Origin of the sequence: Mucilaginibacter sp., assembly GCF_028288205.1 — a bacterium.
Lineage (GTDB): Bacteria > Bacteroidota > Bacteroidia > Sphingobacteriales > Sphingobacteriaceae > Mucilaginibacter.
On the sequence record NZ_JAQBOD010000056.1, the window covers coordinates 80,277 to 102,703 of the forward strand.

The following is a 22,427-nucleotide window of genomic DNA, read 5'->3' on the forward strand; positions in this document are numbered from 1 at the left end:
AAGGACTTAGAAAAGTGACAGGTTTCCCGGACGTCCGGATATCACAGTTTGCTCGCCCATAACTCCTTGCTCTTCCGGCGGTTCGGGCTCGAATTCCGGCGCAGGCCAGTGATCGAATTCCAGTTCCTCACGGTATAAATAGGAAGTATTCAGCGCTGGTAGCTCATCGAAGTCACGCGGCGTTGCCTCCAGTGCTTTACGGTAATCAGGATCAATTGTACAATATTCCAATAAGCGGGAAGGAATCTGCGTCCGCGCGATGAGCTGCAACCTTTCTTCGCTTGGTTTCTCCATGAGCCATTCCCAGGCAAGATCTTCCGTTAATATCGTCGGCATGCGCAGCTTGCTATTATGAATCTGTTTCATGAGGTAGTTGGCTTTGGTTATACCAATAGCAACGGTATTCACGAACTGGGTGGTCTCGGGGTCCAGCCACTCATTGTATAGGCCCGGCATGTAAAAATACTCCTGGTTTTTGACCTGTACGTTATAAGGATATTTGATCGTTTCTTTCAGCTCCCGCCCCTTCTTGCCAATTTTGGGGATATGCCGTGATTCAACAATACCAGTAGAGAGGACCAGGCAGCGGCGGTTTTTGGCCGCATCGGCCCACATCGAACGTTTACCATCCTCCTTGGTAAACAGGTTCTCTGACTTAAAGTTAAGCGTCGTATATTTTGCCCTGAAGATATTAGCTTCTGCGCGCGTTTTGATAAAGCCCGGTACATAGCCCCATTCGGCCTGCACGATGTCGAAGTCCTTGCCATCTTCCGTTGGAACAAGTATGGCACAGGGCGCATAGTTAAAACCATTATGCACACCCACATTTAAGAAGTCATACTTGCTGACCGCTTTCTCCAGCGACTTCAATTTAATAAACTCCGCCCTGGTCACTTTCTGCCCGTTGTAATAACACATATGCTTATGCTTTATTTTTCTTGTCCTTAAAATACCACGCAATTAAAGGGCCAACCTTTTCGGCATCCGCCTGGCGCCCCTGCGGCACCGAGGTCCAGAATTTCCCTTTCGGGCCTTCCGTCACTGTCAAGATCAATGCCTTGCCGCGCAGTGGCAGATCGACATTGAACACCCGTTGCTCACCGATGTAATGTTCGCTGACGCGGACAGCCTTCCCCTCATAATCGATCTCAAAAACGGCGTTATCTTCAAACATTAGTTAAAGTTAGGCAAATCCTTTTGTTGCGTCAAGTCGCGGCATTTTTCATTATCTTAGAACGTTGGAATACAAGATAGGACATAGTTACCCGGTGCATTGCGCTGAGATCCGCCTGAGGGAAGACGGGCGGGAATATGCTATAGCTAACTAAAAGCAACACCCAATCCTTGCAAAAAGATATTTTTGTTATATTTGCATCATAAGATTTGCTATTAATCTTCAACAAAAAAAAGGGACGTAATTCGGTGAGTACTTAATTAGAAACCTTTTAAGTTATTGATAAACAATTAGTTGAAAATATAAAAATATTCCCCTACGGGCTACGGAAAACAATACCAAAAGGTGCTAAAACCCTGCAAATCAAAAGTTTGCAGGGTTTTTTGTTGGCATCAAAACACCATATTATGCACCAAAACGCAACAAAAATGAGCGTAATTCGGTGCGTACCACATGGCAAAACACTACGCACCGAATTGCTTTTAATTAATTGATTATCAACCTGTTCAGCGAGTGAACATCTTGATAAAGGCAGGCTACAAACTTACTTTTGTTTAACTTTTAAGCTTGTAATTATGAAAAGTAATTTCCATCTGCTTTTTTACCTGAGAAAGCAAAAAAATTTCAAAGGTGGCCCTATGGCTATCTACATGCGTATCACCGTTAATGGTAAACGCGCGGATATGTCCGCCGGGCGTGAATGTGACCCCGGCAAATGGAACAGCCAGGCAGGGCGGGCTATCGGCACAAAAGAAGAAACCAGGGCATTGAACAACTATCTGGACAGTCTGCAAACCAAAGTTAGAGACGCACACCAAGTCCTGATTGATACCAAGCAATGCATCACTACAGAAAGTTTGCAAAACCAATTCAATGGAAAGGCAGAAAAGAGCCGCTATCTGATGCAGTTATTTACGGAGCATAACGCAAAAGTAAAGGCATTGATAGGAAATGGTTTTGAGGCCAATACCCTTAAAGGTTATAACACCTCTGAAAAACACCTCACTGCTTTTTTGCAAAAAGAATACGGAAAAACTGATATAGAGATAAGTCAATTAGATTATGCCTTTATTACCGGGTTTGAATTTTACCTAAAAGCTGAATGCAAATGTAGTGGCGTATCAGCCGCTAAATACATTAAGCATCTTAAAAAGATTGTCAATCATTGTATAGCTAATAGTTGGCTAACGATTAATCCTTTTGTAAATTATAAATCAACGGCAAAAGCAAAAGAGCGCACTTATTTGACACAGCAGGAACTTGATAGCATCGCCAACAAAAAATTAAGCGTTGAACGTTTACAGCAGGTACGGGATATTTTTGTTTTTTGCTGTTACACAGGCTTATCATACGCCGATGTTAAAAAGCTAAAGCGTAGTGAAATAGCTATCGGGATGGATGGCGAAAAATGGATATTTACCAGCCGCCAAAAAACAGATACATCTTCACGGATACCTATTTTGCCTGTTGCCTTAGAAATCTTAGACAGATACCAGGATCATCCGCAATGTGAAAATAAAGGGTTGCTTCTCCCGGTATTAAGCAATCAAAAGATGAACGCCTATTTGAAAGAAATAGCAGACTTATCCGATATTGTTAAACACTTAACCTTTCACTTAGCACGGCATACTTTCGCTACCACAGTTACATTATCCAATAATGTACCGATTGAAACCGTCAGCAAAATGTTAGGGCATACCAATATTAAGACAACCCAACATTACGCTAAAGTATTAGATTTGAAAGTCAGTAATGATATGGCACAGCTAAAAAAGAAATACGCCCTTGTTTAATATAGACCAAATCTTAAGGTCGCAAAATGCGACCTTAAGATTTAATCCACAGCATAACAAATTGATAGGCAACAAAATTTTAAATAACGATTATGAAGGATCAACTTATACCCGATGAGGTAATAACCAATAAAATATACCTGATAAGGGGGCAGAAAGTTATGCTGGATACTGATTTGGCCGAATTATACGGTGTAGAAACCAAACGATTAAAAGAGCAGGTAAAAAGAAACATCAATAGGTTCCCCAGCCATTATATGTTTGAAATTACTAAGGAAGAAAACGAAATCTTAAGGTCGCAAAATGCGACCTTAAGACATGGGGAACACTCCAAATATCTTAGCTTCGTTTTTAGTGAACATGGCATATTAATGTTATCCAATGTATTAAAAAGCGAAAGTGCTGTAAAAGTCAGTATCAGGATCATTGATGTTTTTGTAAAACTTCGGGAAACATTAGCCGACCATACAGAAATTTGGTTGCAAGTAGAAAAAATAAAAAACAGGCTTAACAATCAGGATAAAAACATGGAGATAGTTTTTCAATACTTTGAGGAATTAGCAACGAAAGTCGATACCATCGTTGAACAAAAACGAGACCCCATCCCACGAAAAAGGATTGGTTATAAATCAGATGACTTGTAAATGCTAAACTACATTTTCAAATAATCCGGCCACCTGTTAACCTTTGTCACCAGTTCTTCGGTACCCATCCCCTTATAATAAACACCTACATATTCCCGGAAAGCAGCTTGCGTTTCCGGCCTTGACCATTCATGTACCGGCAGGATGAGCATAGGCCAGCGTTTAGTTTGCTGCATATAGCCGTAAATTGGTAAATAAGGCGGTGCATAGTAAAATGAATTTTCTACCAGTTCATCATACAAAGCCTTATTGAAGGTCCTTTTAAAATCCTTTATCAGATCATAGGCTATTACATGACTGCCACCCCATTTAATCAAATCCCCTATATGTGGCGACCCTTTATCCCAAAAGTAAGTATATAGGTAATCAATAAACCCCTTTTCGGTTATATCGCAAAGGTCTTTACTATAATAGGCGTAGGCGGTTTTAAATTTCTCTAAGGAAAAATCATCCTTAAACTTATCTAAGATAAAATTAACCACCTCGGTTTCCTTTTCAATAACTTGCTCCAAAGACGGCCCTTTAGAACCAGCACCCGGTACGATTAAAAAGTACCGGGGTTTAGAAAACAACTCGAAATAATAGCTTTTAAAAAAGATAGTCTTTCTTTCAAAGGTAACCTGTACATATAAAGGATGGGTAAGCTGCCCGTGAAAGTCCACTTTTTTAAGCCGCTCATTCAAATAAGTTTTATAGGTGATTTTATACACTTTTTTTAAATAATTTATTTTGATGCCTTTTGGTTGTAATTGATGCGCTTTGTTTATTAACAAGCACATTTTCTATATGATAAATCCTATCAAAAATAGTCAAATCAAATTTGAACTATTCCCCAAACAAGGACACAAAGATATAAATTGTTTTGATATATTTTAAATTAACAAAACAAATATCTACCTTAGTCTTTTCAAAACTACCACCAGCCCATTCACTCAATTTTTTGAATAACCAAACCATTGCCTGAACAGGCAAAGGGATAACATATTTATTAACGGTTTAACCCATTAACTAATGACAGCAATCGAATTAATTACCAAAGAAGATTTAAAGGCATTCAAAAGTGATTTGCTCAATGAAATTAAAGCCATGATACAGCCCGGACAAGGGCAAAGTAAACAATGGCTGAAAAGCAGCGAAGTAAGAAAGCTATTAAACATTTCACCGGGCACCCTGCAAAACCTGCGGATCAATGGCACACTACGCTATACCAAGATAGGCGGCATGATGTATTACAAATTGGAAGACATCCATAAACTTTTAGAGGGAGGCCAGCAATGAAAGTGCAACTATTCACCCCCGAATTATCAGGTTATGGCAAACTGATCCGGCGCATGGGTAAAGACCAGCGCCTTTATGCAACACATATCAGTTTGTTTACCGCGCTATTTGTATGCTGGCAGCGTGGCGGCTTTGTTAGCCCATTTTCTTTCAATCGCCAGGAGTTAATGGGGTATAGCAGGATTGCATCCGTAGCCACCTATCACAAGTGCATCAGGGAACTGGACGAGTACGGGTATATCCGTTACCAGCCAAGCTACCACCCGAAGTTAGGCAGCATGGCGTATTGGCCGGAAGCCTTAATATCGGGATAACGCTATACCAATATAACCCCCTATCTATATAAACAGCTATTTAGTTATACCAATATATGAAAGGCCATTTAATAAAAAGAGGAACATATAAATGCAAGTATTCAGGGAGTTTTGGTAATACCAAAACTCCGTTAAACCCTGCTAAAACCCATTTTGAAGTAATTGCAGGTGCATTTTTTCTAAAATGCAAATGTCCAACCGCGAAAGCGGGGGGAGCAAGCGGAAGTCGGGCGCACCCGACTTTTTCCGCTTGCCCTGCGGGGCAAGGCCGTTTACAACATACCGACGGTATGTTTTGCCCCCCGCTAACGCGTTTAAAGGCCGATTTTAACATACCCGGCGGTATGTTAGGTTTTAAAATTTAGAAATAGAAGATAATGGAAGAACAGGGAAGGAATAAGATAAAAACGCTAAGATTTTCTATAAGTGTGGATGAGAAATTGCAAAAGGTCGCCCTTAAATCCGGGCTGACTAAGTTGGATTTCTTTATCGCGATGGTAGATTATTTTTTTAAGTCCAAGAAAGACCCACGGGATCTCAATGATGAAGTGCTTAAAAAAGAGCTCAATAAAAAGACCGATAACATCATAGGATTTATAAAAACCCAGGAAGAAGAATTATTAAGGCCAATAAAGAAAGACGGCGAAAGAATGATTAGTGCGCAGAAAAAGATAATTGACTTTTTTAATGAAAATATCATTAAGCACAACGACGAACAAAAAGCTGCTTCTAAAACCCAGTCAACCAACATTAGTGAAATAGTTGGATTTCTTAAAAAATTAGATCACGCTCAATACGATAAGAACTCACTAAAAACAAAATTTTCTGAAATTCTGGAATACTATATTAAAAGCCGGGAGCAATTAAATGTATTCAAGAAGCAAACCGACAAAGATGAACTTACCAGCCATGTACGGCAGCAGGTAAAGAACTTATAACATAATAGCTATACCAATGTATATCAACATCACACAAAACGAGACGGGTAACAATAAAGGCAGTAGCGGGCAGCTTGTTACTTATTTGGAAAAAGAAAACCGTGTTGCCGAAAAGCTAAATCAGCCGGAATACTGGTTTAACCAGGAGGGAAACAATATACAGCCTTATGATGTGAGATATACCATTGACAATAATATCGCCAAGCTATCTAAAGATGAAACTAAGTTCTTTCTAATCAATATTAGCCCGAGTGAAAAGGAAATCAGCTATTTGAAAGAGCAGTACGGTGAAGATGGGGCCAAACAGCAATTGAAACAATACGCTAACCAGGTGATGAATGATTACGCCCTGAATTTTAAGCGGAACAATATTAACAGCAATAAAGACCTGGTATATTTTGGCAAGCTGGAAAACCACCGTTACTATACCTACAAAGATGAAGAAGTAAAAAACGGCCATGCAAAAAAAGGCGATCAGAAACCGGGGCAACAGATGCACGTTCAAATTATTGTCAGCCGGAAAGATGCCAGCAACAACTTAAAACTTAGTCCCCTGAATAATTCCAGGGGTAAAAACCAGGCGCACAGCCTAAAGGTAGGCCAGTTTGACCGCACCGCATTCAAGCAAAGTGCGGAAAATCGGTTTGATAAAACATTTAGCTATGAGCGTGAACTCAAAGAAACCTTTAAATATGCCAATACCTTAAAGCATGGCAATTACGAGCAGAGACTCGAAATCAAAGAAAAGCAAAGCCGGGAGCAAGAACAACGGCAGCAACGGTTTGAAAGACAATCAATTCATCAGGATGGTAATTCACTTTTGAAAGATTTTTTAAGAGGAGGCCCCGAGAATGATTCCGGGCCGATTATTCCTAAGAGGAAAAAACAGGAGCATGAGCAAAGCCGGGGTATGGGTTTGTAATGATCCTGTTAAATTTCAACACCCGATGCAACTGCGGCAGGCAGCTCCATTACACCACGCGCTTTGCGCCGGGTTCCATTACGCCGCCAGCCTCGCTGCCCTGGCAGGAATGAAATTCGCTGCGCTCATAACATACCTGCTTTGCCTGACATTAAGTTTTTTTATAAAAAAAGATAAGACGAAACGATGAGTTAATATTATTTATCTTTGAAGTTAGAAGACTTTAATATTCGTCACAACCAACCATACAATGCATCACAATATTAGCAATCAAGTTAAATTGCGAAAAAAAAAGCCTATAGAACTGATCGAATCCCAAGATCAGACTTCCCTTAATGTAGCAATAGATTCACCCAGAGACAAACATCTTGTCTTATTAACTTTTTGGCTTCTTTAAAGAATGGCGACAAAAAAAGATAGTCACTGGATACCACTTGCCGACCTGATGACGGTACTAATGATTATGTTTCTTTTTATGGCTATTTCTTATATGGTTGTTATTAAAAGGAAGCAAAATGATCAAAATAAAATTTTTAAGGAATATGAAGAAACGAAAAAAGGATTGTATAACGAACTATACAGAACTTTCAAGAATGATTTTAAAAGATGGAACCTTAAGCTTGATAAAGACCTTTCAATAAAATTTACTAACCCACAAGTTTTATTTGGCGAGGGCAGTTCTGAAATAACACCCTACTTTCAAAGTGTTCTATCTGAGTTTCTTCCAAAGTACTTAAGTGTCGTAATGCAAGATAAATACAAAGACAAAATTGCTGAAATTAGAATTGAAGGTCACACAAATACAAAAGCCATAAAAAGAAATTCTGACCCTTATATTGACAATATGGAGTTGTCTCAAAACAGAGCAAGAAATGTTATAGCATATTTGAGAACCCAGGATTGTTTTTCAAAATTGGAAAACAGTAAAAAAGAGATTTTACAATATTGGATAACAGCAAATGGACTATCTTACGGAAGAACTGTCGATTCCGAAGACAATCTTACAATCTTTTCAAAAAAAGCTATTGACAATGATCAATCGAGACGGGTAGAATTTAGGATTGTGACAACCAGCGACGAAATTATTCAACAAGCTATAAAAAAAATGAAAGAATAAATGAAAGAGATCATTGAAATTTTACCCTATTGTTTATTAATGGGATGGTTCATTTTTAGTGTTTACTATTTAATTCGTGCTAAAAAAAGACCCAATGATATAAACCCGTATATTTTTGACTCTATTCCACAAATATTTCCGACTATTGGCATTTTAGGGACTTTTATAGGGATTGCCTATGGTCTTTGGTTATTCGACGTTAATAACATTGAGAAGAGTATTCCTGCACTTCTAAATGGTCTTAAATCAGCTTTCATTGCCTCAATTTTCGGAATTATCGGTTCAATCGTATTTGCTAAGTTAACCTCTTATAAAATATGGAAAAATGAAAAGGGCAAATCAAGTGAGGAAACCATTGCGGTTTATAAATTGATAGAATTAGTCGCCGAACTTAAAGATAACCTTGGTGAAAGCTTTATTTATATAGATGAAAATAATAATAAAATAAAACCTGCTAATGTTTTTAGAGATTTATATGAGGAATCAAGAAAACAATCCATAGCCCTTCAATCATTTTCAACAGACCTATCAACCAAAATCGAAGCTGGATTTGACACTATTATGAGTAACCAGATTCAAAACGGTGTAATTCCAGAACTGCAAGCTGTAAAGGCCGAGATTGAAAATTTGGGAAAAAAATTGCAAGATCCAACAACAGAAATGACCCAAAATGTGGTGAAAGAACTTCAAACCGCAATGGGGACCATGATTGATGAATTTAAAACATCAATGAGCGGCTCAACTAAATCGGAACTCGAGCATCTTACAAAATTACTAAGCCAGGCCGGCGGCTCGCTTACAGACTTTCCTATGAAACTTCAAGGCATGACGGACAACCTAAATGAGAATTTCAAAGGATTGCAGGAAGTTGTTCGACAGATTTCAAAACAAACACTTTCACAATCGGCGGAATCAACCGAGCAGATGAAAAGGCAAGTTGAAGAAATGAGCGAGATTTTAAAAAATAAAGTGGGTGATCTTCAAGTTGGGCAAGAGGTTTTGATGAACAAGCAGTCGGAAAATCTGCACATTTCAGACAAGTTACTCAATGCTTTTAATATGAGTATCGAAAAGATGAATGGTTTATCAATTGAGGTGACAGAAACAATTTCCAAATTTAGTTTCGTTCAAAGTGAATTAAATTCAGCTGCAGGGCAACTTAGATTGATTTCAGAAAATGTAAATAATTCATCCAGTGTATTTAAGGATGGTCAATTTAAATTTTCGCAGTATTCAAATGAATTTTTAAAGAGTAATTCGGAGACAATACAGGAAATTCAAAAATCACTTTCTACTGCGAAGGAAGTTTCAGCCGACTATGCTCAAAAGTTTACGGTCATTGAAAAAGGTTTGCAAAGTATCTTTAATCAAATTCAAATTGGATTAAATGAATACAGAGATACAGTTGGTGAAAGTTTGGAAAACTACTTAGGAAAATACACTGATGCGCTCACTAAGACGGCAGAATCGCTTGCAGGTGCAACGTCTAAACAAGAAGATATTTTGGAAGAACTTACCGAACAATTGAGCAAATTTAATGGAAGGGTAAATTAGTAATGGAAACAGCAAATGAAATATTGAACTTCAATTTTTCGCCTGTATCTTTCCAACAGGCAGCGAAGAATACTTTTTCTACAAGCAGTTCTCAATTGTATGATCTTAGAATTGGAAAATTAAAAATGATCACCGACAAAGTGGGAGAAACTGCCTTCAAATTTAGTGGTGAAACATTTATTCCACAGGTCTTTAAAAAATTTAAACAAATAGTAAAAGGCGAGAAATTGACGATTAAATATTTTGAAAGACGTGAATTAAGAACCCTTACTTATTCCTTATCTCATTCTGAATACAATAATCCACCAATTTTTAGCAATGATTATGAACTTGATTTTGTTTTTGAAACATTGGAAGCCAGTTGGAAAGATTCTTATTTGATTGGATTAATTGATTGCTATCTTAAAAATTGGGATTCAAAATACAACGGCCCTTTAGAAAAACTCGGAAAATATATTTTTGAAAAGTTGAGCCAGTACGATGGCGGCCGAACGGCCTTAAAATCATTGAAAGCAAACATAAAGTTCTTTGATGGAAAAAATGGTGACGTGCTTTTAGGCAGTGAACTTGCGATCAAAAATATTCAAGTAAAAGAAGCTACAAAGTATTTATCACTTCCTGACAGCTGGTACTCTTACCCATATTTTACGCGTGTAATTCTTTCATACTATGAAAAAAAGAAAAATGATTTAGGAAATTCTTTGGACGAACTGAACATTGCTTTAGAAATCCACAGCAATTCGGTTAAAGGAACAAGGGCAAATAAAATATTAGTAAGTAGAATAATTCAACAATGTAATAAACAGGAATTTGCAATCTTGCAAGACAAGGCAAAAAGCATCGCTTTCAAATTAGTTGGTGATCCCGGAAATGTTTCAACATGGGCTGCATTTGAAAACGCGGCAGCCAATGAAATAGAAGACTTGAAAAAAGGCCGTAGCATTCTCAACGAATGGATAACACGAGAATTTATAACTGTATTCTTTGATCTTATTAAAGAACCGAGAAGAAAAAACTATTGGAAAAAGTTTAGCAAACAAATAACTGGATTTACAATTGTGGGGCCGAGATCTGTTAGAAATACACTTTTAAGGGATGAAAGAATTTCAGAGTATGTCAATGCGCGATTTAGAGTTACTGAAAGTAACCGTGAGGCAAGTGCCTTCATTATGCGAATGAAAGATTATGTTCTTATTGAATTTAGTGTTTCCAATTATGCTTTTTATGCTTTGAAAGATAGTCATAGGCTAATTAGTGATTATGAAACAAGAAAAATAAAGCAAGTTGACGAATTTGTTGATGGTACGATGCCTATGCTTACTAAAAGAAAGTTCGCAAGTATAGAAGATTCACGTCCAGAGGGACGTTTATCCCATAGTGACGGGAACTTTGAAGATGGTTCAACTCTTAATTGGGAATCAGTTTTTGACTGGTGGATTAAGAAATATTTAGAAGCAGATGTTTAGCTGGAATCACCAAGACACTTTTTCTTTTTTTATTCTTGACAAGGATGGAAAAAAAATCCCTGTTTCTGGTTGGGAGACAATTCAATCTGAATACTTATCACAATTTTCAATCCTGAATGAGTTATCCGACAACGGATTTGCGGAGCACACATTGTACACATGCGAGGTTGATATAATTGAAATTCTAAGACTTGATGAGATTGACAAACAGATTCTCTGTTTACCCAATCATTACCCATATGAGATTTATATTCAGTCAGAGGGGCAATTAAACCAAAGTAGTTTCAAGTTTAAATTTGGTTTTTATGATTTCACTCCAAACGGCACCCGATTTGCCGTCAATCGGGCGGGCGCAATTATTAAGATAGATAAAAGGGATTACTTACTATCAACAAATCAGTATTTAATATGCGAAGCCCTTGAAGAATTTAACTCTCTGACAGAAGTAGAAAGGACATTTCAAAATAATTTAAAATGTTTCTCAGACATCAAGTCATTTTCTAAAACAGCGGCAAGTTATTTAGATGGATATTTGGAAAGTCAAAACGTTTATCATCCTGATAAAATCAAAATTGAAGTAGAATTCATTAATGGCGCACTTGAAATAATTCCAACTATTGATATTGAAAACTCAATTGGATTTACAAATGTGTTTGATAAATTTCCAAGCATAAGAGAAGTTTATCCGGTAGTTGACAGTACAGGGGGAACTACGCGAGTTATTATTGATGAAAAGCAAAAGGTAGAACTTCAAAAAATAAAAGCAAACAGAAGAGTAACAGACCCAATAGTAATACAAGAAATAGTTGAACATCCTGAACGGTTTTTTGATGATGAAAATATCGACTTTACCGTTTTTTACAGCGAACGGGTAAAAGAAATTGGTATTTATACACCTAAGTTTTACCCCTTTGTCTGTCCATACAAATCAGAATGGATTCCCGGAATTATTATCAAAGACAAAGTTTATGGCGAAAAAAGAATAATTTTTAAAACGCCTTTTGATTTAGATGAATTTGTTACAGAAAAACAAATTGCTCAAACCAGCGGAAAAGAATTTTTTGAATGGCAAGGAACAGAAATTCCAATTTATGATGCGGAAAAATTCATTCGCATTGCTTATAAACAGTTTGAAAATCAAAAGGAGCCAGCTCAAAAAAAAGAGAAGCAGAATGATGGAGAAGTTTTAATCATAAAAGAAAATGCAGAATTAACAGAGTACGTCCAGGGTTACGAACAACTTGCGAGTATCAATCATAGTTTTTCAGAAATAAAGAATTTAAATTCATTCATAGCTTTAAAAGAGCATCAAATTGAAGGTATTTCCTGGTTGCAAACTTTGCAAAAGGAAAATTTTTGTGGGTGCTTACTTGCTGATGATATGGGTTTAGGTAAAACCTTGCAACTACTCTATTTTATTGAATGGCATTCTCAAAATCATAATGATTTAAAACCCTATTTAATAGTTGCGCCCGTATCACTTCTTGAAAATTGGGAGAACGAATATAAAAAGTTCTTTTTACCTCAAAGTCTTCCATTGATCAATCTTTATGGTTCAAATAATTTGACAAGGGAATTTAATCAAAAGGAGAATCAAAGCGAAGCCAAAGATTTGCAGAGGAAGCACATCATTCTTACTAACTATGAAACCTTAAAGACTTTTCAAGCGACACTATGTCTTGTGGATTTTGCAGTTGTGGCATTGGATGAAGCACAAAAAATAAAAACACCAGGAACATTAGTAACGAATGTAAGCAAAGCGTTGAAAGCCGATTTTAAAATTGCTATGACGGGAACACCTGTAGAAAATACATTGATTGACCTTTGGTGCATCATGGATTTTTCTGTTCCTGGATTATTAGGGAATGCAAAAGATTTTGCAAAAGAATTTCAGAACCCTTTAAAGGAAGATGAAACTGATGTAAAGGAACTTACGGAAAGGCTACGGGATAAGATTGGGGTTTTTATCAAGAGAAGATTAAAAAAAGATGTTGCAAAAGATTTGCCTACTAAGTTTGATAATATAAGGGTCGAAAGGCAAATGCCTATGATGCAATTTGAACGCTATATTATTGAAATTGAACAAGCCAAGAATGCTGATTTATCGGGTTTAGACAAACGAAACCAAATCTTAAAATCACTTTGGGCTATTCGTGACATTTCAGACCATCCTTTTTTAGTAGAAAGCCAAATTTGCAATTATTCGACGGATGAACTTATCGCCGCATCTGCAAAACTTCAAATAGTAATTGGACTTTTGGCTGACATTAAATCGCGTCTTGACAAAGTAATAGTTTTTGCCGATAGAAAGGAAACTCAAAAGATGTTGCAAAAAGTTATTTATGATTCTTTTAGAGTTTTTCCAAGCATTGTAAATGGAGATACGCCGACCACAAAGAAGTCCGAAGGTAAAACAAAATTAAGTAGGCAGCAGACCATAGATCGTTTTCAGGCCGGGGACGGTTTTAATGTTATTATCATGTCACCATTGGCGGCAGGCGTTGGTTTAAATGTAACGGAAGCAAATCATATTATCCATTATACAAGACATTGGAATCCCGCTAAAGAAGAACAAGCAACCGATAGAGCATACAGAATAGGTCAGCGAAAGGATGTCTATGTTTATTATCCAATGGCAGTATTCCCTGATGAAATGAGGGATGAAGATGGAAAAAGACAAAAATCATTTGATGAAATATTAGATGACTTACTTATCAGAAAAAAGGCACTGGCAACGAATACCTTATTTCCATCCGAGCAAGCAGAAGTAAAACCAGCCGAACTATTTAATATTTTCGGATTTGATACGGAAAGTAAACCGACACCTTTAACTATTAAACAAATTGATAAATTGAATCCAAATTTGTTCGAGGCTTATGTGGCAGCACTTTATACTAAACAAGGTTTCCAAGTTTATTTGACACCTTACAGTAACGATAAAGGAGTTGATGTGGTGGCATTAAAGAATGGAGAAAATTATTTATTTCAAGCTAAACAGACAAAGTCTTTAGTAGGCAACGAAGCTATTCAGGAAATTTACACAGCGAGAAATTATTATGAAAGCAAATTTAAGGAAAAGTTTCAACTACTTGTGATTTCAAATAGCGATTTTAGTTCATCAGCCGAAACCTTAGCAAGAACAAACCACATTAATTTGATTAAGAGAAATCAACTTGACAAACTAATTTCAAAAAACGATATATCAATACAAGATGTTAACAAGCATGAATCTCAAAGAATGCAGAGAATATAACAGGATATTCAAAAATGCCATATTCACCACGTCCGCGAAGATAGCCCACCGCCGGGATAAAAAGTAAAGGCTATATAAACGGGCAGTTGTGTTTTGTTTTTTATTGGCTTGCCCGGCCTTGACATTTTACCCGGCTCGCGCTGTTTGTTGCTTAAGCGGTAAATATGGGGAGGTGCGCGCTATGGCTTGCGGGGCTGGTTAGCCACTAATGTTTTACTAAAATCCAGTCATTAAATTTGTATGGTAATGCAGTATTTCGTATCTTTATATCGTAAGATTTGTAAATAATCTGCATCAAAAAGTGGTTAGTAATTCGGTGCGTAGTACATCGGCAACCATATAAAGTATTGTAAGCTAATAGGTTAGTAATCGTGTTCGATTCCCCTACGGGCTACATTAAAACTGCGAAATCCGCGAAACTTCACCGAAAGTTCGCGGATTTTCTTTTTTCACATACAAGATTCCATACAATTTAAATTTTCTTTTATTTATCTGCCGAAATCATCTCGCAGTAAAGCTGTTATGAACCCAATGTCTAAACTTTGTAATTATCATTTAATTACTATGATATATAATCCATGGTATATATATTTGCATTATGAAAATTGAGGATGAGATTAAGCAGGAACAGTTTAACAGACCGCAGCATAAAGCAGGGATGAACCTTATTTTTACCGCTAACTGGCTGTTGAACGAAATTGCAATTACCCTCAAACCCATTGGCCTTTCCCTGCAGCAGCTAAACATCCTGGCAATCTTGAAGGGCCAGCCCAATCATACGGCAACGGTTAATCTGATTCGTGAGCGGCTAATTGATCGGATGCCGAATGTTTCGAGATTGTTAAATAAGCTAATGGACAAAGGATTAATTAAGAAGGACCGCGATCTTTCAGATCAGCGGGTAGTATATATTAACCTCACGCCTGAAGGATTGAAAGTTGCATTAAAAGGAAGGGAACTTTTTAACAAAGTTCAGTATGGCGTCAATGATGAGCAGGCAGAATTGCTCAACGATCTTTTAGACAAAATAAGGAAGTAAAATTTTTTATAAAATTATAACCCATGGATTATTATACCAAGGATCAATAATCAGTCATATGAAAAACAGAAAAATAGCTTTAAAAAACAGGCCGGTTGGAATGCCGTTACTGTCCGACTTTAGTAACGAAGAAGAATTGATGCCGGTTAACCGTGAAGGAGAAATTCTTTTGAAATCAGTTTATGTTTCAGTAGATCCATACCTGCGCGGTAAAATGAACGGTACTCATCCGCCCATATTTGAATTGAATGAGCCGGTAGCATCAAAAATCATCGCTGAGGTAATTGAATCGAATAATGAAAATTTCAAAAAAGGCGACTACGTCTCCGGTTATCTGAACTGGGTAGCGTACCAGGTATCTGATGGGAATGAGTTGCAAAAAATTGATTCGACTACTGCTTCGCTAAGCGCTTATTTAGGCGTTTTAGGAATAACCGGATTGTCCGCATACATTGCATTAATGGACATCGGAAAACCTAAAAAAGGCGAAACAATGGTGGTGTCAGGCGCAGCCGGTGCCGTGGGAACAATAGTAGGCCAAATTGGAAAAATTATGGGATGCAAGGTAGTTGGAATTGTGAGTACGGACGAAAAGATAGTGCTCCTTAAAACGAAATTCGGATATGATGAGGCTATAAATTATAAGACTACTCCTGATATGAAAGCCGCGATCGCGCAGCTGTGTCCGGAGGGTGTTGATATTTACTTTGACAATGTTGGCGGAACGATCTCCGACGGGGTGATCGCTAATATGAATAACTATGGCCGGATCCCGGTTTGCGGCACAATATCCAACTACAATGACATCGAAGAACAAACCGGTCCGAGCCTTCTTCCTATCGTCGTCTATAAATTTCTGACTATTCAAGGTTTTTTGATAGGTGATCATGCGGCCAGATTCCCCGAGGTGATAGCCCAATTGGTGGCATGGTTAAAAGACGGCAAAATTACCTATTCAGAAACAATTATAGAAGGTTTCGATAAATTGCCTGAAGCTTTTATAGGGCTTTTTGCAGGTAGGAATGAAGGCAAAATGATTGTCAAAATTAATTAAACCATACGAATAGGTTGCTAACAGTTAATCCTCTGAAAAAGATGTAAGTGAATGGAAAAGGCAGTGTTACAGGACTTGATAAAAGGATGTTTAAGAAACGAAAAAAAACATCAGAAAAAATTATATAAAGCCTTTTATGGCTTCGCGTGCAGTATCGCATTACGTTATGCAAGCGACAGGGAAGAGGCATCCATTATTATAACAAGGGCTTTTATTCGGCTTTTACCTATTTAAGTGATTATAAAGAAACTACGGCTTTTGAAGAATGGTTGCGCTATTTTATGGTTCAGGCGTCTATCAAACATTATTTGGATAAAAAGCAACTTCCTGCCTTGGTAGTTGAATTAACAACAGACGATATGGATTCTAACCCCTATAATTTAGAAGACGGCTCTTCCTATAGTAATGGCATTAAAATGTTGCATCAATTACCAGACCTTTGCAGGATAGTTTTTAACCTTTTTGTTATTGAGGGTTATGAGCATGAAAAAATTGCCGGTTTGCTGGACATTTCAGCTTGCAGTTCTCAGGTGGTTTTAACAAGCGCAAGGAAGAAATTAAGCAGTTTAATGAGTATGGAATAATTTAATTTCTCCGTTCAGATCTGGTCATAGAAATTAAATATTCATCATGGAACTCCTGCAGGTTTGGCCGGTAGGCAGAAACTAAAAAAAACAATTTTAAATTAAAATCAGTAAATTAACTATCTAAAAAAGTAAGCTCTACATCATCATTACGCCGATCGTACTAACTATAATGACATTTAGTGTGTTTGGCGGCTTAAAAATTAAATCTTAAATCCAATATATTATGAAAACTGTAAATAACACCATCATCGGTATGGCGATAACAGCCGTTTTATTGCTTAATTCCCTCCTTTTGTCAGCCGCCATCAGGCAGGGGCCAGGCCCGGTAAAAAATATTGTGCTGGTGCATGGAGCATTCGTTGACGGTTCGGGGTGGAAACCTGTTTATGACATTCTTGTAAAAAAGGGCTATCATGTATCTGTAGTCCAGCAACCGCTAACCTCGTTTCAAAACGACCTTGCAGCGGTGCAACGTGTACTTGATATGCAAACCGGTCCTTGTATTTTAGTTGGACACAGCTACGGCGGGGGGCTGATCACCGAGGCTGGTAATAACCCTCACGTAGTCGGACTAGTATACATTGCGGCGCATGCGCCGGATAAGGGAGAATCAGAGGCAGCCAATGGAAAACGTTTCCCGCCCGCTTATAAATCACTGCAAAAAGCGGCCGATGGCTTTGATTATATCAATCCGGCTCACTTTTATACAGATTTTGCCGCGGATTTGCCCAAAGAAAAGGCTGAATTTATGGCTAATGCTCAAATGCCTACCGCTGACAGTGTATTTCATGCCGTTATTCTGAATCCGGCCTGGCGCCTGAAACCCAGCTGGTACATGGTGGCAAGCGCTGATCGAATCATCAACCCCGACCTGCAGCGCATGTATGCCAAAAGGGCTAACAGTAGTACGATTGAAATTCAGGGCGCCAGCCATTCTGTTTTCGAATCGCGTCCCAAAGAGGTCGCTCAGTTAATCATCGAGGCTACAATCAAAGCCGGAAATGAATAGTTACAAAAGCCTGCAAATCCCTGATTTGCGGGCTTTTGAATTTTAGGCCAATCGTCAATCTCAAAAACAATCAAATCTAAGTAACGCCATTTGTGGCATCTTTTATTTAAAAACGACGCAATCAACGTTATTGCACCACATTTGACCAATACAACCGTGTATAAACTGGAAATATGAGAAGGCCGGTCTTGAGCTTAAAGAATTAAATAAAACCTGAACAACAAATATACCATTCCATAGGCTTTGAGCAAACCGCGCCACGGCTCCCGCGCCGCAGCTGCTTACTGAGCTGAAGCATAAATTTTTAAACTTTTTGATCATGACGGGGTTTCTTCTGTAGTAAATGCTGATGCCGTTAAGAATGAATTTACGCCCATCAAAATCGTTAACTAAAGATCAAACCGAATCGGGGCTGAAACTGGTGATCGCTGACGGTATGAGCGCTGAAGCGATGGTGGTATTCACCAGTGGCACGTTTCTCACCGCTATGGCGATCAGCTTAGGCGCTACCAATTTTCAATTGGGCTTGTTTGCGGCGCTGCCTACCTTTACAACGATCTTTCAATTAGCGGCGATCTGGTTGGTGCAGCGGTTTAATAATCGCCGGGTCATTACGGCCTTGTTTAACCTGCTTGCCCGCCTACCGGTGATCGCTATAGGATTAATTCCGTTTTTATTTACCACCGGCACCAGTATAGAGGTATTATTCCTGCTGCTTTTTTTCCAGCATATATTCGGTGACATTGCCGGGGCCAGCTGGAACGCCTGGGTGAAAGACCTGGTACCGGAAAAACAATTAGGCGCATTTTTTTCAAGGCGCATCCGCATGGCGCAAACGCTAAACGTTACCTTAAGCCTGGCCACCGCATTTTGTATAGATTATATCAAGGCGCATTATCCGGCTGACGAAGTAATCACCTATAATATTTTGTTTTTAATTGGCGGTGGGTTTGGCCTATTGAGTGTCGGTTTTTTATTGCGTACCCCGGAGCCGCGTGCAACGCCGATCAATGATAGACTGCTTACCTTGTTTATAATGCCTTTAAGGAATAAAAATTTTAAAAATCTGTTAATCTTTAATTCATTTTGGGCATTTGCCTTGAACTTAGCAACACCGTTCTTTTCGGTTTATATGCTTAAAACCATTGGCTTGCCCCTATCTTATGTCATTTCCCTGGGTATTCTGAGCCAGTTGAGCGGTATTTTATCCTATAAATTATGGGGATTATATACCGATCGCTTTAGCAATAAGACCATCATCAGCATAAGCGCACCTTTGTATATTGTTTGTATCCTGTTATTTGCCTTTACAGCGATGCCATCCAGCGAACTGTTCAGGCTTGGTCTGCTGGTCATCATCTATTTGGTAAGCGGCTGGTCAGCCGCGGGCACTAACCTGGCATTAAGCAACATTGGCCTTAAATTAGCCTCAAAAAACGAGGCCATCGCTTACCTTTCCGTAAAAAATATGTTTGTGGCGTTCTTTTCCACCATCGCACCACTTATCGGCGGCTTACTGGCTGATTTTTTTGCCACGCACCAGTTTAACTGGAATATGCAGTTCATCAGCACTAACTCCGTCACGAATTTTACTTTAGTTAACCTGCAGGGTTGGAACTACTTTTTTATTTTCGGGGGCTTACTGGCCATGCTTTCCCTACGGTTTCTTGGCCGGGTTACAGAACCCGGAGAAACAGCTAAGGCACGTGCGGTAATTCACCTGCGTGCCAACCTGCGGAAAAAATTAAGAAAGCAGCTTGGCCGCGAAGTTGCAGACCGCGTTTATCTACCCGCTATTATTGCCAGGCGAAGAAGTAAAAAGCTGCTAAAACAAAAGCGCTACTCCGCTTTTCCGGTTTTACCGGATAAAAACCTAAGCTAATATTTTGAGGTTTGGATTAATAGACAGCCTGTAGGTATATGTAAACACTTCTGCAATCCTGTCAGAAACGTTTACAAAAATTAAAGCGCTTCTGACAACTTGGTTTCATTTTTGTGACGATTGGGCCATAAAGCATACTATGAAACATCGGCCTAAAATTTTTACGTGGCATATCCACGGCAGTTACCTTTTCTATTTATCGCAAGGTAATTACGATATTTATATTCCTGTTAAACCTGAGAAAACGGAAGGCTATTATGGCCGGGGGAAAACTTTTAATTTCGGGCCCAACGTCATTGAGCTACCCTCTGACCAGGTAAAATATCACCGGTTTGATGTTATTCTTTTTCAAACCAACCAGAATTATTTAACAGACCAGTTCGAAATTCTTTCCGAAGAACAAAGAAGTTTGCCCCAAATATACTTAGAGCACGACCCGCCGCGGGAACACCCGGTTAATACCAGGCATATTGTCAATGACCCTGCGGTAACGCTGGTCCATGTTACCCATTTTAACAAATTAATGTGGGACAATAACGAAACCCCGGCCCTGGTTATTGAGCACGGGGTAACGCAGCCGGGTGTCAGCTATACCGGAAAATTCAATAAAGGTATCGTGGTGATAAATAACCTGCCTTCACGCGGTCGCCTGCTCGGGCTGGATGTATTCCTGGAGGTGCGCAAGCATATTCCCCTGGACCTGGTGGGCATGGGAACCGGTGAACTGGGGCTGGGTGAGGTCCTGCATCCGCAATTGCCGGAATTTATTAGTCAGTACCGTTTTTTCTTTAATCCCATCCGGTATACCAGCCTGGGGCTGGCGGTTTGCGAAGCCATGATGATAGGTATCCCGACAGTCGGCCTGGCTACCACCGAGTTGGCCACGGTTATTGACAATGGCCACTCAGGTTACGTACATACCGATATTAATTATCTGATCGATAAAATGCAATTATTGCTTCAGGATGCCGAACATGCCCGACAACTTGGAGCAAATGGCCGTGAAACAGCCAGTCTGAAATTTAATATCAGCCGATTCACCCACCAGTGGGAACAACTCTTTTTAGCCGTAATCAATAAACAACTGCATTTATTAATTACTGAATAATAACCCGTCTATTTATGAATGAGCTACCTAAAAATATCGCCTTTATCAGTGAACATGCCTCCCCTTTAGCTGATCTGGGCGGCGTAGATACCGGCGGCCAGAACGTTTATGTGGCACAATTGGCTAAATTTCTGGCAAGTGAAAATTATAAGATCGACATTTATACCAGGTTGGAAGATCCCTCCCGGCAACAGGTTGTTAGCTGGCTGCCCGGCATAAGGGTCATCCATGTGAAGGCCGGGCCTGCTGCCGTGATACCCAAAGAAGAATTGTTACCTTACATGCCGGAATTTAGGGATAATATGATGGCTTTTATATCCGGCCAGGAAATGGAATATCACCTTATTCATGCAAACTTTTTTATGTCCGGCCTGGTCGCCTCGGAAATCAAAGCCCGGTTAGAAATTCCTTTTGCGGTTACCTTCCATGCATTGGGTTATATCCGGCAATTGTACCAGGGGAATAACGACAAGTTTCCGCCTGAGCGTATCCGGATTGAAAAAAGGGTAGCCGTTTTAGCAGATCGGGTGATCGCGGAATGCCCCCAGGACAGGCAGGATATGATCGATCACTATCAGGTGCCGGCTGAAAAAATCACGGTCATACCTTGCGGTTTTAGCCGGGATGAATTTTACCCGATCGAAAAAACGGAAGCACGTAAAAAACTCCAATTACAGTCTGATGAACCCATTATATTGCAGCTTGGCCGCATGGTGCCGCGAAAGGGGGTTGATAATGTCATCAAAGCATTGGGGCAGTTGAAGATAAAAGGTAAAAAAATCTGTCTGGTAATCGTTGGCGGGGAAAGCGAGCATCCTGATCCAAAACAATGTCCCGAAATCAACCGCCTTTACCAAATAGCTCAGGAACATGATGTGGTGGAGCATATTCATTTTGTCGGGAGAAAAAAGCGGGATATACTTAAATACTATTATGCTGCCGCGGATATCTTCGTGACCACCCCCTGGTATGAGCCTTTTGGCATCACTCCTTTAGAGGCAATGGCCTGCGGTACACCGGTGATCGGTTCCAATGTAGGCGGGATCAAATACTCGGTACTGGATGGAGAAACAGGCGCCTTGGTTACGCCCGATGACCCGGTTGAACTGGCTGAAAAATTGGACGAACTTATCTTCGACCAAAGCAAACTGAAGCAGCTAAGGTTAAATGCCATTAACCGGGTAAACAAGTATTTTACCTGGGCCAACGTGGCCCGCAAAGTGAGCAGCCTTTATCAGCAGATCATAGATACTGAGCTTGAAAACAAATTAATGAAAGCCGGCTAATATCCAAAG

At 39.1% G+C, this 22,427-nt stretch carries 21 protein-coding genes; 18 read left to right on the forward strand and 3 right to left on the reverse strand.

From position 1 onward, the window contains the following. Window positions 1-6: 6 nt before the first annotated feature. Together JWR23_RS13310 and JWR23_RS13315 are read right to left on the reverse strand one after the other, a co-directional pair. Window positions 7-918, reverse strand: a complete 912-nt coding sequence (locus JWR23_RS13310) for an SOS response-associated peptidase (protein ID WP_299516656.1) — start codon at window positions 916-918, stop codon at window positions 7-9. 4 nt (window positions 919-922) lie between these two features. Continuing rightward, window positions 923-1,174, reverse strand: a complete 252-nt coding sequence (locus JWR23_RS13315; RefSeq protein WP_299516657.1) for a hypothetical protein — start codon at window positions 1,172-1,174, stop codon at window positions 923-925. Window positions 1,175-1,749: 575 nt separating this feature from the next. Here JWR23_RS13315 and JWR23_RS13320 point away from each other — a divergent pair. Both JWR23_RS13320 and JWR23_RS13325 read left to right on the forward strand, forming a co-directional pair. Then, window positions 1,750-2,967: a site-specific integrase gene (locus tag JWR23_RS13320; RefSeq protein WP_299516658.1), complete on the forward strand. Its 1,218-nt coding sequence runs from the start codon at window positions 1,750-1,752 to the stop codon at window positions 2,965-2,967. Between the two features lie 92 nt (window positions 2,968-3,059). Continuing rightward, the gene (locus JWR23_RS13325; RefSeq protein WP_299516659.1) at window positions 3,060-3,611 is read left to right on the forward strand and encodes an ORF6N domain-containing protein; all 552 of its coding nucleotides are present in this window, start codon (window positions 3,060-3,062) and stop codon (window positions 3,609-3,611) included. Between the two features lie 8 nt (window positions 3,612-3,619). Here JWR23_RS13325 and JWR23_RS13330 read toward each other — a convergent pair whose 3' ends face one another. Beyond that, window positions 3,620-4,321 carry a hypothetical protein gene (locus JWR23_RS13330; RefSeq protein WP_299516660.1) on the reverse strand — a complete coding sequence of 234 codons (702 nt, stop codon included), beginning with the start codon at window positions 4,319-4,321 and terminating at the stop codon, window positions 3,620-3,622. Window positions 4,322-4,622: 301 nt separating this feature from the next. Between JWR23_RS13330 and JWR23_RS13335 the strand changes: the two genes are divergently transcribed. The 16 genes from JWR23_RS13335 (at window position 4,623) to JWR23_RS13410 (ending at window position 22,418) form a co-directional block, all read left to right on the forward strand. Beyond that, on the forward strand, window positions 4,623-4,889 hold the full coding sequence (locus JWR23_RS13335; RefSeq protein ID WP_299516661.1) for a helix-turn-helix domain-containing protein: 267 nt from the start codon (window positions 4,623-4,625) through the stop codon (window positions 4,887-4,889). Beyond that, window positions 4,886-5,203, forward strand: a complete 318-nt coding sequence (locus JWR23_RS13340) for a hypothetical protein (RefSeq protein ID WP_299516662.1) — start codon at window positions 4,886-4,888, stop codon at window positions 5,201-5,203. The genes JWR23_RS13335 and JWR23_RS13340 overlap by 4 nt, the downstream gene beginning before the upstream one ends. 56 nt (window positions 5,204-5,259) lie before the next feature. Then, window positions 5,260-5,568 (forward strand): hypothetical protein, encoded by a 309-nt coding sequence (locus JWR23_RS13345; protein ID WP_299516663.1) that lies wholly within the window; start codon window positions 5,260-5,262, stop codon window positions 5,566-5,568. A 12-nt stretch (window positions 5,569-5,580) separates the two neighbouring features. Further along, a complete protein-coding gene (locus JWR23_RS13350) occupies window positions 5,581-6,141 on the forward strand; it encodes a BfmA/BtgA family mobilization protein (RefSeq protein WP_299516664.1) in 561 nt (186 codons plus the stop codon). Window positions 6,142-6,157: 16 nt separating this feature from the next. Beyond that, entirely contained in the window at window positions 6,158-7,063 is a 906-nt protein-coding gene (locus JWR23_RS13355; protein WP_299516665.1) for a DUF5712 family protein, read from the forward strand. 400 nt (window positions 7,064-7,463) lie between these two features. Next, window positions 7,464-8,180, forward strand: a complete 717-nt coding sequence (locus JWR23_RS13360; RefSeq protein ID WP_299516666.1) for an OmpA family protein — start codon at window positions 7,464-7,466, stop codon at window positions 8,178-8,180. After that, window positions 8,181-9,734 carry a MotA/TolQ/ExbB proton channel family protein gene (locus JWR23_RS13365; RefSeq protein ID WP_299516667.1) on the forward strand — a complete coding sequence of 518 codons (1,554 nt, stop codon included), beginning with the start codon at window positions 8,181-8,183 and terminating at the stop codon, window positions 9,732-9,734. 2 nt (window positions 9,735-9,736) lie between these two features. Then, on the forward strand, window positions 9,737-11,200 hold the full coding sequence (locus tag JWR23_RS13370; RefSeq protein WP_299516668.1) for an EH signature domain-containing protein: 1,464 nt from the start codon (window positions 9,737-9,739) through the stop codon (window positions 11,198-11,200). Continuing rightward, complete coding sequence (locus tag JWR23_RS13375; protein WP_299516669.1) at window positions 11,193-14,453, forward strand: SNF2-related protein; 3,261 nt, start codon at window positions 11,193-11,195, stop codon at window positions 14,451-14,453. Before JWR23_RS13370 ends, JWR23_RS13375 begins: the two co-directional genes overlap by 8 nt. Window positions 14,454-15,051: 598 nt before the next feature. Further along, entirely contained in the window at window positions 15,052-15,492 is a 441-nt protein-coding gene (locus JWR23_RS13380; protein ID WP_299516670.1) for a MarR family winged helix-turn-helix transcriptional regulator, read from the forward strand. 58 nt (window positions 15,493-15,550) lie between these two features. Further along, window positions 15,551-16,546 (forward strand): NADP-dependent oxidoreductase, encoded by a 996-nt coding sequence (locus JWR23_RS13385; RefSeq protein ID WP_299516671.1) that lies wholly within the window; start codon window positions 15,551-15,553, stop codon window positions 16,544-16,546. A gap of 146 nt (window positions 16,547-16,692) precedes the next feature. After that, complete coding sequence (locus tag JWR23_RS13390) at window positions 16,693-17,130, forward strand: sigma factor-like helix-turn-helix DNA-binding protein (protein ID WP_299516672.1); 438 nt, start codon at window positions 16,693-16,695, stop codon at window positions 17,128-17,130. Between the two features lie 226 nt (window positions 17,131-17,356). Further along, window positions 17,357-18,142, forward strand: coding sequence for an alpha/beta hydrolase (locus tag JWR23_RS13395; RefSeq protein WP_299516673.1), 786 nt, complete (start codon window positions 17,357-17,359; stop codon window positions 18,140-18,142). Window positions 18,143-18,503: 361 nt separating this feature from the next. Beyond that, window positions 18,504-20,024, forward strand: a complete 1,521-nt coding sequence (locus tag JWR23_RS13400) for an MFS transporter (RefSeq protein ID WP_299516674.1) — start codon at window positions 18,504-18,506, stop codon at window positions 20,022-20,024. 139 nt (window positions 20,025-20,163) lie between these two features. Then, the gene (locus JWR23_RS13405; protein ID WP_299516675.1) at window positions 20,164-21,132 is read left to right on the forward strand and encodes a glycosyltransferase family 4 protein; all 969 of its coding nucleotides are present in this window, start codon (window positions 20,164-20,166) and stop codon (window positions 21,130-21,132) included. Between the two features lie 14 nt (window positions 21,133-21,146). After that, the gene (locus JWR23_RS13410; protein WP_299516676.1) at window positions 21,147-22,418 is read left to right on the forward strand and encodes a glycosyltransferase family 1 protein; all 1,272 of its coding nucleotides are present in this window, start codon (window positions 21,147-21,149) and stop codon (window positions 22,416-22,418) included. The last annotated feature ends 9 nt before the right edge of the window (window positions 22,419-22,427 follow it).

Excerpts from the sequence above, each read along its gene's own strand:
- JWR23_RS13320 (WP_299516658.1), top strand. The coding sequence starts at position 1,750 with ATGAAAAGTAATTTCCATCTGCTTTTTTACCTGAGAAAGCAAAAAAAT.
- JWR23_RS13315 (WP_299516657.1), bottom strand. The coding sequence starts at position 1,174 with ATGTTTGAAGATAACGCCGTTTTTGAGATCGATTATGAGGGGAAGGCT.
- JWR23_RS13340 (WP_299516662.1), top strand. The coding sequence starts at position 4,886 with ATGAAAGTGCAACTATTCACCCCCGAATTATCAGGTTATGGCAAACTG.
- JWR23_RS13370 (WP_299516668.1), top strand. The coding sequence starts at position 9,737 with ATGGAAACAGCAAATGAAATATTGAACTTCAATTTTTCGCCTGTATCT.
- JWR23_RS13395 (WP_299516673.1), top strand. The coding sequence starts at position 17,357 with ATGAAAACTGTAAATAACACCATCATCGGTATGGCGATAACAGCCGTT.
- JWR23_RS13345 (WP_299516663.1), top strand. The coding sequence starts at position 5,260 with ATGAAAGGCCATTTAATAAAAAGAGGAACATATAAATGCAAGTATTCA.
- JWR23_RS13380 (WP_299516670.1), top strand. The coding sequence starts at position 15,052 with ATGAAAATTGAGGATGAGATTAAGCAGGAACAGTTTAACAGACCGCAG.
- JWR23_RS13400 (WP_299516674.1), top strand. The coding sequence starts at position 18,504 with ATGAATTTACGCCCATCAAAATCGTTAACTAAAGATCAAACCGAATCG.
- JWR23_RS13325 (WP_299516659.1), top strand. The coding sequence starts at position 3,060 with ATGAAGGATCAACTTATACCCGATGAGGTAATAACCAATAAAATATAC.
- JWR23_RS13355 (WP_299516665.1), top strand. The coding sequence starts at position 6,158 with ATGTATATCAACATCACACAAAACGAGACGGGTAACAATAAAGGCAGT.
- JWR23_RS13360 (WP_299516666.1), top strand. The coding sequence starts at position 7,464 with ATGGCGACAAAAAAAGATAGTCACTGGATACCACTTGCCGACCTGATG.
- JWR23_RS13350 (WP_299516664.1), top strand. The coding sequence starts at position 5,581 with ATGGAAGAACAGGGAAGGAATAAGATAAAAACGCTAAGATTTTCTATA.
- JWR23_RS13410 (WP_299516676.1), top strand. The coding sequence starts at position 21,147 with ATGAATGAGCTACCTAAAAATATCGCCTTTATCAGTGAACATGCCTCC.
- JWR23_RS13310 (WP_299516656.1), bottom strand. The coding sequence starts at position 918 with ATGTGTTATTACAACGGGCAGAAAGTGACCAGGGCGGAGTTTATTAAA.
- JWR23_RS13335 (WP_299516661.1), top strand. The coding sequence starts at position 4,623 with ATGACAGCAATCGAATTAATTACCAAAGAAGATTTAAAGGCATTCAAA.
- JWR23_RS13385 (WP_299516671.1), top strand. The coding sequence starts at position 15,551 with ATGAAAAACAGAAAAATAGCTTTAAAAAACAGGCCGGTTGGAATGCCG.
- JWR23_RS13365 (WP_299516667.1), top strand. The coding sequence starts at position 8,181 with ATGAAAGAGATCATTGAAATTTTACCCTATTGTTTATTAATGGGATGG.
- JWR23_RS13375 (WP_299516669.1), top strand. The coding sequence starts at position 11,193 with ATGTTTAGCTGGAATCACCAAGACACTTTTTCTTTTTTTATTCTTGAC.
- JWR23_RS13405 (WP_299516675.1), top strand. The coding sequence starts at position 20,164 with ATGAAACATCGGCCTAAAATTTTTACGTGGCATATCCACGGCAGTTAC.